Raw genomic sequence first — 13,819 nt, forward strand, 5'->3', positions numbered from 1 at the left:
ACGCAATTGTATCCTCAGCAAACTAAACCGTCGCGGTAACAGGACACAAACTCGATAGCATCATCTTTAGACACATTTTATTTACAAAAATAAATTTATTGCGCAGCCTGACTCTGATACTTTAGGCGCATTAAGCGATTTAGCACGGATGTAACAATCATATGATCAAAACCTTACTAAGGAGATTATCTCCTTTTTTTATCTTACTGCTCTTTATTGTTGGCGCTGGTTTGCTGATGAAAACCAAGGAGACACCTGAGCAGAAACCCGAAGAAATGCCGATCCCGATAGTGGATGTCACCCAGGTTGAGCAACAAACAGTTTCGCTTAACTTACCCTCCTACGGTGTTGTCACGCCCAAATATAAAACGCAACTGGTGACTGAAGTCCAAGGGCGGATGCTGACGATTTCACCTCAATTTGTTGCCGGTGGCATAGTGAAAAAAGGCGACCAACTTGCCCAGATCGAACCTTCAGATTACGAAGCCGACTTAATGCAAGCCGAAGCGACATTGGCTCAAGCAACCGCAGCACTCAATGAGGAAATCGCCCGCGGCGAAGTTGCCAAAATTGAGTTTAAGGGTTACGACAAAGGATTGCCGCCTGAACTCGGTTTGCGCATCCCTCAATTGAAAAAAGAACAAGCTAACGTTAAATATGCGCAGGCGGCTTTAGCTCGCGCCCAGCGTAACTTAGAACGTACCGTTATTCGTGCGCCCTTTGATGGCATTATCAAGGCAAGAAATGTCGACTTAGGACAATACGTTACCCTAGGTACAAATCTTGGTGAACTGTATGACACCCGCATTGCAGAAATTCGCCTACCTATCTCTAACGATGATTTGGCCTATTTGGAATCCGTCGATAATCCCGATACCCAAGTCACCTTAAGCGCCTCATTGGCAGGCAAGGAAAATACCTGGATAGGCAATATCATCCGCAGCGAAGGGGTGATTGATGCCGATAACCGCATGGTTTACCTCGTCGCCGAGATAAAAGATCCTTACCTGCGAGAGCACAAAACCCAAGGCAGTTTACCACTGAAATACGGCAGTTTTGTCAACGCCGTGATTAAGGGCCGCACCGTCGATGGTATAGTCAAACTGCCTCGCCATGTGGTACGCAATGAGCATGTCGCCTTGATTAACAATAACAATATCGTCGAAATGCGCCATGTGAATGTCGTGCGTAGCGATCTTGAAAACGTATTTATCAAGGACAGCTTAAAAACCGGTGAGCGAGTTGCTATCACTCACTTTAATAACATGGCCAATGGCCAATTAGTCAAAGTGATAGGCGAAGAAACAAAACCAGTGCAGACGCCTAAGGAAGATGCTCCTGAGTCGAGTCTTGCGGCCACTGGAGTAAAATAATGGATACGCAAAAAGGGATCTTAGCTTGGTTTGCCCGCAATAGCGTGGCAGCTAACCTGTTAATGTGGGCACTGCTGATTGGCGGGATGTTTAGCACAGTGCTGATCAATAAAGAGGTATTTCCCTCTTTCAACCTGAATTTATTGAGTATTACCGTTGCTTACCCAGGTGCTGCGCCACAGGAAATCGAAGAAGGCATCAACATCAAGATTGAAGAAGCCATTCAAGATATCAACGGCATTAAAAAAGTCACCTCGGTTGCCAGTGAAGGTGTTGGTTCAATTACGGTAGAAGTGGAAGACGACTACGACGTCCAAATCGTACTCGATGAAGCCAAGTTACGACTGGATGCGATTTCCACCTTCCCGGTGAACATCGAAAAACCACAAATCTTTAAAATCGAGCCCGAAAACAACGTGATTTGGGTGTCGGTGTACGGAGATATGTCACTGCACGATATGAAGGAGCTAGCCAAATCGGTGCGTGATGATTTGACCCAGCTCCCCGCCGTAACCCGTGCTAAAGTCACGGGAGTTCGCGACTATGAAATCGGTATCGAAGTCTCGGAAGATAAGCTGCGGGAATACGGCTTAACTTTCTCACAAGTCGCAACGGCGGTACAAAATTCCTCCATCGACTTACCAGGCGGCTCGATACGCGCCGAAGATGGCGACATTCTGCTGCGCACTAAAGGTCAAGCCTATACGGGCGATGATTTTGCCAATATCGTTGTCACTACCCGTGCCGACGGTAGCCGGGTGATGTTACCGCAAGTTGCCACCATTAAGGACGATTTTGAAGAGCGTCTAGAGTACACCCGTTTTAACGGCAAACCCGCCGCGATTATCGAAGTCACCAGCGTCAACGATCAAAATGCGCTCGATATTGCTCAGCAGGTAAAAGACTACGTCGAGAAACGTCGTGCAACCTTACCTGCGAATGCTCAATTGGATACTTGGGGCGACTTAACTCACTACCTCAAGGGCCGTTTAAACATGATGATGTCGAACATGTTTTATGGCGCACTGTTAGTGTTTGTGATTTTGGCGTTATTCCTCGATCTTAAACTCGCTTTCTGGGTGATGATGGGCATCCCCGTGTGCTTCCTCGGTACAATGCTGATCATGCCGCTTGAACCTTTCTCCATGACCATCAACATGCTGACACTGTTTGCCTTTATTTTGGTCTTGGGGATAGTGGTCGATGACGCAATTGTTATAGGGGAAAGCGCTTACAGTGAGGTCGAACGCCACGGACATTCGATTGACAATGTGATCCGCGGTGCGCAAAAGGTCGCCATGCCCGCCACCTTTGGGGTATTAACCACCATCGCCGCCTTTATCCCTATGCTAATGGTCTCAGGTCCGATGGGAATTATTTGGAAATCCATCGGCATGATCGTCATCATGTGCCTGGCATTTTCACTGGTTGAATCTAAATTTATTCTCCCAGCACACTTGGCCCATATGAAGTTTAAAAAGCCAGGGGAACCTACGGGTTTCTTTGGGCGCTTTAAAGAAAAATTTAACAATCGTGTTCAACACTTTATTCACCACAGTTACCGCAACTTCCTTGAGCGCTGTATCCAACATCGCTACAACGTTGTCGCGGCCTTTATAGGTGTGCTGATTTTGTCTGTCGCTTTAGTGGCAAGCGGGAAAGTGCGCTGGGTGTTCTTCCCTGATATTCCTTCCGACTTTATCCAAGTTCAATTAGAAATGGATGAGGGAAGCTCAGAACAAAACACCCTTAAAGTGGTACAGGAGATTGAAGAAGCCCTGTACAAAATGAACGCCAAAATGGAGAAAGATAACGGCAGCGAAGTAGTGAAACACAGCTTTATCAACATGAGCTCACGCACCTCTGCCTTTATTTTTGCCGAACTGACTAAGGGTGAAGATCGGAATGTCGACGGTGAAACCATTGCTACCGAGTGGCGTGAACAATTGCCCGAGTTATTGTCAGTCAAGAAACTCGACTTTAACGCTAGAGGTAACGGTGGCGGCGGTGGTGGCGATATTTCTTTTAGATTAACCTCAAGCGATTTAGAAGAATTATCAGCTGCGGCTCGCGAACTTAAGCAAAAGCTAGCGACCTACGAGGGAGTGTATGATATCGCCGATAACTTTTCCTCGGGCAGCCATGAGATCCGTTTAAAAATCCGCCCCGAGGCGGAAGCATTAGGTTTAACCTTATCCGATTTAGCACGCCAAGTCCGTTACGGCTTCTACGGTTATGAAGCACAACGTATTTTACGTAATAAAGAAGAAATCAAAGTCATGGTTCGCTATCCCTTAGAACAGCGCCGTACCGTTGGCTATCTGGAGAATATGTTGATCCGAACGCCGCAAGGTAAGTCGGTACCTTTCTCCACCGTTGCTGAAGTCGAAAAGGGTGAATCTTATGCATCTATTACCCGTGTCGATGGTAAACGAGCAATAACCATTAACGCTAACGCGAATAAAAACAAGGTTGAACCTTCTAAAGTCGTTAATGAAATCCAGAAAGATTACTTGCCGCAACTTCAGGCAAAATATCCTAAGATTCAAACGGCTCTCGATGGTGGCAGTTTGGATGAACAGAATGCCATGGTCGGATTGATACAAGGTTTCTTCTTTGCACTGTTTACCATCTATGCCTTGATGGCTGTGCCGCTTAAATCCTACAGCCAGCCACTGATCATTATGTCAGTGATCCCTTTTGGGATTATCGGCGCCCTGTTTGGGCATTTGATCCAAGGACTTGCCATGAGTGTGTTGAGTCTTTGTGGTATCGTTGCACTTGCAGGGGTCGTGGTGAACGATTCGCTGATCTTAGTTGACTTTGTTAACCGAGCTCGTGAACAAGGTCAATCGGTGAGGCAAGCAGCGGTCGATTCAGGATGTTATCGTTTTAGGGCGATTATCTTGACCTCATTGACCACCTTTGTCGGTCTAGTGCCTATTATTCTTGAGCGCAGCTTACAGGCGCAGATAGTGATCCCCATGGCGACCTCACTCGCCTTCGGTATTCTATTCTCAACTGTGGTGACCTTAATCCTAGTGCCGCTACTGTATATCATACTTGATGATGCAAAGCGCGTTGGTAGCCGCTTCTACCATTGGTGGTGGCGTCCGAAAAAAACGCAGGACACTCCATTGCATATCAACGAGAGCCACAGTATCTCCTTGGATGCCATACATGAGTCAGACTATAAGCGGGATTAGTTATCGTCTGTAATCTATGCGAATCCCATAAAAAGAGAGCTTAGGCTCTCTTTTGCTTTTGCAGTGCGCCATCCTAAAACGCGTAGTGCGATCTAAGTGGCAGTTATCCCTATGGGCATTGGTTACACTCACCTTAAGTTATCGCTTAGACCCAAATAAAGTCGTTGTATGCCAAACTCACACACTGCTAGAGCCAAACCTGAACCGCTCATCGCCACTGAGACCTTAGCCAATGGCCATACTACCGCAGAAGTCTGTACCAATGAGACCTGCGCAACCGAAACCTTGGTCTACGACATTCGTAAAAGCCGTTATCTAAACATCACTGGCCGCTGTACTCTGCGTTGTGTCTTTTGTCCGAAACACAATGGCAGCAAGCAAATCCATGAATATCAATTAGCACTAACCCACCAGCCCAAACCGGAGGAAATTATCCCGCTGTTAGGCAATGTGGAAGACTTTGAGGAATATGTGTTTTGTGGCTATGGCGAGCCGACCATGAATCTTCCAACGCTGCTTGCCGTCGCCAAGGAAATTAAACGTCGTGGCGGTCGAGTTAGGGTCAATACCGATGGATTGGGTAATCTTGTGCATCGACGTAACATCCTGCCCGAACTGGCTGAATGTGTTGATGGCTTATCTATCTCACTCAATGCCGATAATGAGGCGGCCTATAACCAACATTGCCGACCTAAACTTGCAGACTCCTATGCCGCGGTAAATGCCTTTATCGCCCTCGCACCCCACTATATTGAGCGAGTGCAAGTCTCAGCGATTGAAGGATTAGATGGAGTAGATATCGACCTTTGCCGTGAGCAAGTGCTCGCAACTGGCTGCGAGTTTAAACACAGAGTACTCGGCACACTCGGCTAGCAAGCTCCTTGACTCTCCACTAGATGAATCTCTTGCTCGGGATAACGCCATCACCGAGCAACTTGCCACTGTCGTAACATTTCATTCGTGTTAACATAGCCAAATTAACAGATCATCAACTCAAAATCGGCCCATGCTGAAGAACAAACCAAGCCTACATCCACTCGCACCATTACTTTCATTGACCCAAGGGCTGCATTGGTCTCACCAACGCCTGTTGGCTGTTGCGAGTCAGTTATCGATGCTTGTGATAGGTATGATAATTTTAACTAATTTAATCATTACCTTAGGTGAGCGTAGGTTACAGGAAGAATGGGCAACTCAAAGATATAGCGAATTACAAACGATAGGCACGCTGATCACAGATAAGGTTGCCTTTCAGCAGTTTCGCACTCAGTTGTTCGCCAAGGATGAACTACTCAATCAATATCTTAAAAATCCAACTCCTGCAGCAGAGCAAAAATTACAGGCAAGTTGGCAAGAACTCGTTGAGCATATTCCCGAACTACTAGGGATTGCCCTCTTCGACCCTCAGGGAAATTATAAATTTGCAACACCGGCTAACTTTAGTCAGGATGCACTTCCCGCAGCCCTTCTTGGCTCTAGCCGTAATTTTGGTGGAAAAGAAGTGTTCACCTCACCTTTAGAGTTTGTGCCACTCAATGGCATGCTCGAACCCTACATGTATCAAATGACCTGGTTAGAAAAACCCGATCAAAGCTCTTTAGGTTATCTCGTTACCTACAATTCAATGGTACAGATGTTAGAGGCGATAAAACCTGCTTTCTCAAGCAATAAATCCCCCATGTTAGTACTGGATACCCAAGGATTACTCTATGCAGGGGTGAGCGATCTTGCACCGTTAACCCATATTCCAGATACCTTAGGCGCGAGTTTACGCCAAAGTTATCCGGCACTATGGCGCGAAATGTCGATGAGCAACTTTGGCCAGTTTCACGGTGAAGATGCGACGTTTGTTTACCTTAAAGTTGAACTCACTAACCAACCCGAGCTGCGCCGGGAATATTTTTTACTCTCTTATATCCGTAACGACGATATTGCCTCAAAGTTTTCGCAGTGGCAGAACATCGTTATCGTCGCATCTTTAGTTCTGACGTTACTGGCCGCTTGGGTCATTCTACTTAGCCACATGTATCGGTTACAGTATCGCTCGCGCCAATACAGCATTGACGTTGCAAACTCACTGTTTAACAGTGAAATAGGCTATATATTAGCCAATGAACAGGCGCGCATTATCAGTGCCAACCCTAAAGCGGCCGAAGCGACTCGAGTTCCCCAAGATGAACTAACCGATCGAAGTCTGCAACGTGCCTTAAATCTCGATGATCTAACGCACACGCAAATCCTCGAACAAGTGCACCGATTGGGTGAATGGTCTGGTCACTTGTCGCTCGACAATGAAGCGGGTTCAACACTAAGAGTCAACGTACGACAAGCCCCGCGATTAGGGCGAGGTTTACCCCATATGTTGATCACGCTTGAAGATATCAGCGCCATTATTAACAGTCAGAACCAAGCATTCTTAAGTGAGCTGCTGTGTGATACCACGGTGGCGACGGCACTGACGGATGCCAATGGTAAGTTGATAAAAATTAATCCTGTATTTGATCAGCTCATGCAACTCAACGGCGATCTGAATCATGATTTAGCGTCATTGCTGTCTAACGATTTAGGTAATCAATGGCAACGGATCACTGCCCAAATCAGCATGCAAGGCCAATGGCAAGGCCAGATTCTTTGCTCACCCAATCTACGTCACTCCAATTGTTTACAGGCCACCCTCAAGGGGCATGTCGCGACTGACGGTGAGATTGATTACATCATCTGCACCTTAGAACAAGCTATCGATGGCCAACGTGGCGCAGAACCCCGCAGTTTTGTGCCACATCGCAGCACGATTTTGCAGCACCTGTCAGATTTAGAACGCTATTTTGCTTCACTTTCGCCCCAAAGCCGCAACCACTCGAGTCTACTCGTGATGGACATTAATCCAGAGGGATTACTGAGCCACATGAGCGATATCGATCAACTCGAAAATCGCCAGCAAGAAGTGGAAATTCAGCTATTACTTGAGATACCAACCCACTACCAAATACTCCATTGGCAACTGGGTAAGCTGTTGTTATTACTTCCAGATACCGATGCAACAGCGGCACATCACTTTGCCCTTAATACCATAGAAAAGCTTAACAGCAACGGTTTAGGTGAAGGGATCAGCATCGGCATAGCTAGCTATCAAGAAGGACAAAGTCTGGAGCAATACCTCAGCAATGCCGAGGTTGCACTCAAACGAGCAAAACAAAATAACGACCAGAATATCGGCCAGGCTTTTACTCGCCAGCCGTCTTAACGGGCGGATTAAAAGAATCTGGCAGTTGGCTTTGGGTGATTTCGATAATCGCAGAGCGGTTCATCGTGATTTTATAGCGAGCATATTCCGGCTCTTCACGGCCATCACGTAGCACTAAAATCAGATTAACTTGGTAACGACGCTCGACCGACTCATGGCTGATTTTGCCCTCAAGCTCCTTGTAAATCTTGGCTTTGCCCCGCTCTAAGTAGCGGGCAAACGGCACAAAACTAAAGTTGACTTGCTCTTGAATTGTTGAATAGCCCGCCTGAAACTCGCCTTGGTTTACCCGAGTCGCAATTTTGTAATGGAGGATCTCGGCATCGACTTTGTTCTGGCTATGCCGGTGTTTTAGGATTTCATTGACCTTTTCGGGTAAATCCTGTGGCCGCATAAACTCCAACCACACCAATTGTTTAGCAATAACAGCCTGGCTAGTGGTATCCCTTAAGATACGGCTCCACCGCGGCCGACCACGCTGGATAAAGCGCCAAAGAGCATTACGCACATCGTCCTTAAAGATTTCCCTAAATCCGTATATCACCGCTAAGGTCAATACGAGGGCAATAGTAAAACCGCTAAAAACGCCCTGTGCCTCAATAATCAGCGCCGACACCACCAACATCACTAATGCCGTGGCAAGCCCCGTTGTGAACTTTTTAAGGCCGATCCCCAGCGGTTTTAACTCTTCTTTAAGTACGACCCCTTGCTGAATCAAACGCCGTAATAACAGCATCTTATTCGAAATTCGATTAGGATCTTGTTTTGTCTGTGCCGAGTTATAGTTATTGGCATCACGATAGGCTGATTCATTTCGACAAAGAGTCAGCACTCGCTCTTGAATGTCGGAAAAGTCACTGGTACGGGTAGCGTGGGCTAATACTTTTAGCAGTTGCTGCTCACAAAACCAAGACAGATAGTTATCCGCATTTTCAAAATAGGATTTCCATTTAGCATCGCCTGGTTCATTACGGCGAAACTTTTTCAGCAATTGGGTTATCTGTTCACACAACTCATCGAGTGCGAGATAAAAATGCTCAACATCAGCAATCCGATTGAGTTCTTTGACATCGTTTTCAACCGCTACCGCAAATTGGTAGGCAAACAAGTTTAAGTACAGCCTAAACTCTTCCACAGTGCGGCGATTCATACTAGCAAAACGGCCTTGTACGAGCGGTAAATGCAAACCTTCGGAATAGTAAGAACGGCGGCCAACAATGGCGCTATGATAATATTCTTCTTCGTTTAAGGTGTGCGCACCTATGCCCATTTCCTTAGGTAAAAAGAAATAGAGGTCAAGCTGACGATTATCGCCCTTTTCCATCTGGTGGCTGAACTTAATCGACAGGGATTCTTCTTGTTTGACACGTATCTTAAACACAAAAACCTTAATGATTGGAGCCAAAGAGTCAGCATTAACACCATCGAAAATACAATCTAAACCGAAAGCGCGCTAAATTCACTGATTAAATTCGGCTATTGACGATTCGACAACCACAAACCGTATTACTGGGCTGAAACAATACCACGGCGTAGTCTTGGTCTGGGTCACTATCAAGCACCTCAATGCTAAGGTTATGTCTGCCTGACTCACTAAAATGTAAGCTACTAATATAAGACAGATACTTCATATGCTCTGGCCAATGTTTTTTATCGACCTCCTCAGATTCTGTCTTGGTCTTAACCGACACGTTGTAGGCCATACGATTGAGTTCCATATTTTGCACTTCGCCCTGCATCAGAATGGTGCCTGCACTGGAGCCATCGAGGTTAAAATATCGATAATTAATCTGTGCATTGCCCGCTGAGATCAGCACATCGACTAAAAGATAGTATTTACCATCTTCAACCCGTTGAGCATGACGGTCAAAAAGTTCGGAGCTGCAATTGAGGATCACCGCCTTATTTGAGACTGATTGCAGATAAATCACCCCGCAAGCCACAATCAGCGCAGTGAGAATCGTGAGATTTATCGTCCACTTTAGCCACTTAGCCACAGATCCCAATCTCCTGTAGCCACTGTGCATCAATAAACTCTTTAGGGCGTCTAAAATCACTTATCTTTAAGTTTCGAATAACGGACTGCCCGAGCTTATGGCCGCGCAAAGTAATGTTAAGCACTTGTTTATCATGTGAAAGAGAAGAATAAACCTCGGACCAATCACTCTGTCCGCAGCGGCTTAGTCCCTGGCCCAATCGATCGCCTAACTCAAACAATATGGTATTGTTCGTTTTAGAATTAGCGTAAAGGTGCAAGCGAATATGTTGTCCTGATGCCAAAGGAAGTTCTGTCGATAACAAGGGTTCAGTCGGCACACTATGATCAATTCGGCTAAGATAAAAACCCGAAATCGCCAGCATAAAACCAAAAACCAGTAGCGCACTCCACCAAGGTAGTGACTGTAATCGAGGATAATGAAAGCTTTTTAACCGCTGCCCTTGGGTATTGTGTAGCAAATAACCTTGGCCTTTGACGGTTTCAATCAGCCCTTCATACTGCGGACCAAGAAAAGAGCGGATCATAAATACTGCGCGAGCGAGTGAAGTATCTGTTAGCGGTGGGTGCTCACCATCACCAGTCTTAAGCTCATGCTTTGAGACCAGTTTACCTTGATGTTCAACCAATAAGGTCAACACCTGTAACTCAGCACGAGGAAGGTGCCAAGATTCATTCCGAGCTTGTTCGACGAGCAAACCACGCTCTTTGTCAAACCAACAGCTCCCCACTTGCATAAAGAAAACCCCAAGCCTATAAAATCATGGAATTAAGTCTATGCAAGGCTTCTAATGATTACTGTGATCCTGTTAACCCAAGGCGGCAAATAATTACATTTCGTGAGATAAGCCGCAGGTTGGGTGTATAAAATAAAAATCTGCTTTAGTTCACAGATGTAAATGGTATTTGCAGACAATAACTTGGGCTGATAAATGCTTAAAAATTTACATAAATATCACAAATAATGTGTGTCAGCACAAATTACAATCTAAAAAAGCGAATTATTCCCCAAAATTCAACCTTATAAAGCAATTAAAAATTCAACGACACCGTCTTCACTAATAAGGGAAATATCCTCTCTGGCAAATCACATTATTTATCTTTTGGTTCCCTAGAATGGCTTTCATCAACCCAGTTTTCTGATTGATAAATAAAAGCAATTACTAAAGAGGAATTTATGATGAGCATTAATCGACGCCAAGCATTAACTCGTATTATCGGTATCAGCACAGCAGCAGCGGGCGCAACATTAATGGGTACGTCAGCCTTTGCGGCGACCAATGCCGACGGTCAATATCAATTAGCGCTCGGCGAAAAACTCAAATACGCACCACTAGACCCCATGGCAACCGCCAAACTCGCCTACGAGACAGGTGGTGGCTGTATGCACCAAGTATTTCACTCTGTCGTCACTATGCTAGCGCAATCTAATAGTGCCGATGCTGATAAGTTTAAAACTATCCCAACCGCGCTTGCCGGTTATGGTTTTGCAGGGGTCACAGGCCAAGGCACCTTATGTGGAAACCTCAACGCTATCGGTATGTTAGTCAATATCTTAGATGATATTAATGGTCAAAACAGCGCAGTGATTGCCAACACATTCCGTTATTATGAAAATACAACGTTACCTTTATCTTCCCCTGAATTTATTGCAGGCATAGGCTCAACCGCAGAAAAAACGGCTCTGGTTGGTAGTTCATCAAAAGCCATGAGCGTATTGTGCCACTCTTCTATTAGTAACTGGTCTAGGGCATCAGGCCTACCCTTTGCTAAAAAAGGTGAACGCTGTTATCGCCTATCAGCTTCCATGGCGTATTACCTGGTCGAACTGCTAAACCGTGCCCATCAAGGAGAGAATATCGGTGCCTTACCAGGTAGTAAACCTTCACTTGAGGCTCAGGATTGCCAAGTTTGTCATGGCAGCACTGGAACATTAGGCTCGGCAGCAAGCGTTAAAACGGATATGGAATGTACCACTTGCCACACTGGACATTTTAATTAAGGAGGCAGTGATGAAATACCCATTACTTGCGTTAACCCTAGCTTCGTTTACCCTTGCTGGCTGTGGTAGTGACGATAACAAGTCAGAGGAAATCACACCTCCGCCACCACCTCCGCCCGTCGAAAAAACCGTGAGTATTGACGAGGCGACGCAAATTAATCTGGCAGTAAAGCAATTTGATCCCAATACCGGCACGTTGTTATTTACATTGGCTGATGCGTCACAAGCGGCAATCACTGCGGCTAAAAACTACGATATTTACTATTTTGGCTTTCCTGACAAGAATAAATCGTCGTCAAATGCTAAAGCATGGAAACGTTGGCATGTCACTCAAAGCTATCGTTGCCAAAGCAAAGGTGAATGCAGCGGTAAATTAACCGAGGTAAAAAATGGTCAGTATCAGTTTGAAATAGCAGGACTTGATTGGCAGCAACAGGACCCAAGTGGCGCCGTGGCGCAAATTAAAGTCGCGATTCAAATTTATGGTACCAAAGCCAATAATGAACTGACCTTAGTTCCAGTCGTTCCGTTGTAATCCTTTTCATCGACTCCTAATCAAATAGGCATCCACCTCTAGTTTGGGTGCCTATTTTGTTATTAGCGACTACTACACGCCCATAAATTACCACTGGGCATAAATTTAATCAGGGTATAGTCATCAATACGATTAATATCCACAATCTGCATATTAAAGCTCATGGTTCCCAGCGCGATTAATGCTGCCCTTGAGCGTTGCACATCTTCTCGAATCGGCTCAGGGAGCTCTGTTTGCAGCAGATCCATTTTGATATTCGCTTGAGCTAAATCAAATTGATAGGTCATAGTGCCAATGTCAAAATGTTTAACCTCACCAGAATAGTTGATGGACGCAAGCTCCTTATTATCAATGCCATAACTATAATCTAAAGCCGCCTTTTGCCCCTGCACTTGGACCGAAAGCGATAAAGAATGGCGCAATAATGACGAAGATGCATCGGAAAACGGTGGCTGGAATAACTGAGCATGACAATCTAAGTTTAAACTTTTATGGCTAACACTCTGCCCATATCCATATAGCAGCCCCCCCAATCCGAGCATAATGATTAACAGGAGTTGCCATGGTTTTAAACGGCTTAACGCAAAAATGCTGGATGCCATCTTAGCTACATATCCCCGCAAGTGTTAACCAATCAGGTTGCGATGTATCACTCATAAAATTGTCAGACATTAATTTTATCGTCTGAAACTTAAGCCCATTCTCACGGTTATCCCGTAAAATAAAGCTGATTAACTTGCGATCAATAGAAATATTCGCCGCCACAGATTGCCAAGGAAACACGGCACACGCTTCAATTTGCCCCATCATTTGTTCGACGAGAGACTTCATCTCCGTACAGTAGTATTGCCCAGTGTAGAACTTAACCTCTGACGCCAAACCATTTGGCTTCTGGATCTGCTGGCTATAATTTGGTGCAATTTGCGTTGGATGGCTAATATGAGCCCCAATCCCACATAGGGCTATCAGGGTCACAAGTATGATGAGTGCGAACTGTAGCGGATTGATTTGATATGTTGGGGAGTCAAGCAGCTTATGATTAATCGACACTGATGAAGGATATAAAATAAACCCCTCGCCCCGTACCGTATCGAGTAAAGAATATGGCTTTTTTCCTAATATAGAACGCAACCGCTTGATAACATCATCGAGAGTATCATCACACCGACGGGCCCCCTTAACATAGGATGACAATAACTGCGTTAATTCAAAGCGGGAAACCACCTTACCTCGGTGCTTAGCCAATACACTCAGTACTTGATATTCATCGCTACTCAGTATCCAGCGACAGCCAGAGGCATCGACTAACAAATGTTCTTGGGCATCAAACCAACAATCACCAATTTGCATCTCGGCTCCTAGCATTACTTAACTTGAAGCCGAGTATACAATTTGAACTTTAATAACGCAGTAATCCGAGGACATCTCCACCCGTTAGATGAATAATCTGTGAATTACATCAA

Annotated in this window: 11 protein-coding genes; 6 read left to right on the plus strand and 5 right to left on the minus strand. The window is 45.4% G+C overall.

Annotated features, from left to right (window positions below):
- Positions 1-161: 161 nt before the first annotated feature.
- From MMG82_RS07495 to MMG82_RS07510, 4 genes are all read left to right on the plus strand, one after another.
- A complete protein-coding gene (locus MMG82_RS07495; RefSeq protein ID WP_037414704.1) occupies positions 162-1,373 on the plus strand; it encodes an efflux RND transporter periplasmic adaptor subunit in 1,212 nt (403 codons plus the stop codon).
- Complete coding sequence (locus MMG82_RS07500) at positions 1,373-4,579, plus strand: efflux RND transporter permease subunit (protein ID WP_173944729.1); 3,207 nt, start codon at positions 1,373-1,375, stop codon at positions 4,577-4,579. Before MMG82_RS07495 ends, MMG82_RS07500 begins: the two co-directional genes overlap by 1 nt.
- A gap of 168 nt (positions 4,580-4,747) precedes the next feature.
- Positions 4,748-5,452 (plus strand): TatD family nuclease-associated radical SAM protein, encoded by a 705-nt coding sequence (locus tag MMG82_RS07505; protein ID WP_037414706.1) that lies wholly within the window; start codon positions 4,748-4,750, stop codon positions 5,450-5,452.
- Positions 5,453-5,585: 133 nt separating this feature from the next.
- Positions 5,586-7,823: a PAS domain-containing protein gene (locus tag MMG82_RS07510; RefSeq protein ID WP_241406685.1), complete on the plus strand. Its 2,238-nt coding sequence runs from the start codon at positions 5,586-5,588 to the stop codon at positions 7,821-7,823.
- Here MMG82_RS07510 and MMG82_RS07515 read toward each other — a convergent pair.
- The 3 genes from MMG82_RS07515 to MMG82_RS07525 form a co-directional block, all read right to left on the minus strand.
- Positions 7,804-9,204 carry a hypothetical protein gene (locus tag MMG82_RS07515; RefSeq protein ID WP_037414753.1) on the minus strand — a complete coding sequence of 467 codons (1,401 nt, stop codon included), beginning with the start codon at positions 9,202-9,204 and terminating at the stop codon, positions 7,804-7,806. The two genes, MMG82_RS07510 and MMG82_RS07515, sit on opposite strands and share 20 nt — an antisense overlap.
- 85 nt (positions 9,205-9,289) lie before the next feature.
- On the minus strand, positions 9,290-9,820 hold the full coding sequence (locus MMG82_RS07520) for a hypothetical protein (protein ID WP_037414709.1): 531 nt from the start codon (positions 9,818-9,820) through the stop codon (positions 9,290-9,292).
- Positions 9,813-10,556, minus strand: a complete 744-nt coding sequence (locus tag MMG82_RS07525; protein WP_037414710.1) for a helix-turn-helix domain-containing protein — start codon at positions 10,554-10,556, stop codon at positions 9,813-9,815. Before MMG82_RS07525 ends, MMG82_RS07520 begins: the two co-directional genes overlap by 8 nt.
- A 443-nt stretch (positions 10,557-10,999) precedes the next feature.
- Here MMG82_RS07525 and MMG82_RS07530 point away from each other — a divergent pair, with 443 nt between their 5' ends.
- Positions 11,000-11,821, plus strand: coding sequence for a hypothetical protein (locus MMG82_RS07530; protein WP_037414755.1), 822 nt, complete (start codon positions 11,000-11,002; stop codon positions 11,819-11,821).
- Between the two features lie 10 nt (positions 11,822-11,831).
- On the plus strand, positions 11,832-12,356 hold the full coding sequence (locus MMG82_RS07535; protein ID WP_037430318.1) for a hypothetical protein: 525 nt from the start codon (positions 11,832-11,834) through the stop codon (positions 12,354-12,356).
- Positions 12,357-12,418: 62 nt separating this feature from the next.
- Here MMG82_RS07535 and MMG82_RS07540 read toward each other — a convergent pair whose 3' ends face one another.
- Together MMG82_RS07540 and MMG82_RS07545 are read right to left on the minus strand one after the other, a co-directional pair.
- Positions 12,419-12,958: a hypothetical protein gene (locus MMG82_RS07540; protein ID WP_169547384.1), complete on the minus strand. Its 540-nt coding sequence runs from the start codon at positions 12,956-12,958 to the stop codon at positions 12,419-12,421.
- Between the two features lies 1 nt (position 12,959).
- Positions 12,960-13,706: a winged helix-turn-helix domain-containing protein gene (locus MMG82_RS07545; RefSeq protein ID WP_047539842.1), complete on the minus strand. Its 747-nt coding sequence runs from the start codon at positions 13,704-13,706 to the stop codon at positions 12,960-12,962.
- Positions 13,707-13,819 lie beyond the last annotated feature (113 nt).

The sequence above is a fragment of the Shewanella sp. MM_2022_3 genome (assembly GCF_022557375.1).
Classification (GTDB): Bacteria; Pseudomonadota; Gammaproteobacteria; order Enterobacterales; family Shewanellaceae; genus Shewanella; species Shewanella xiamenensis.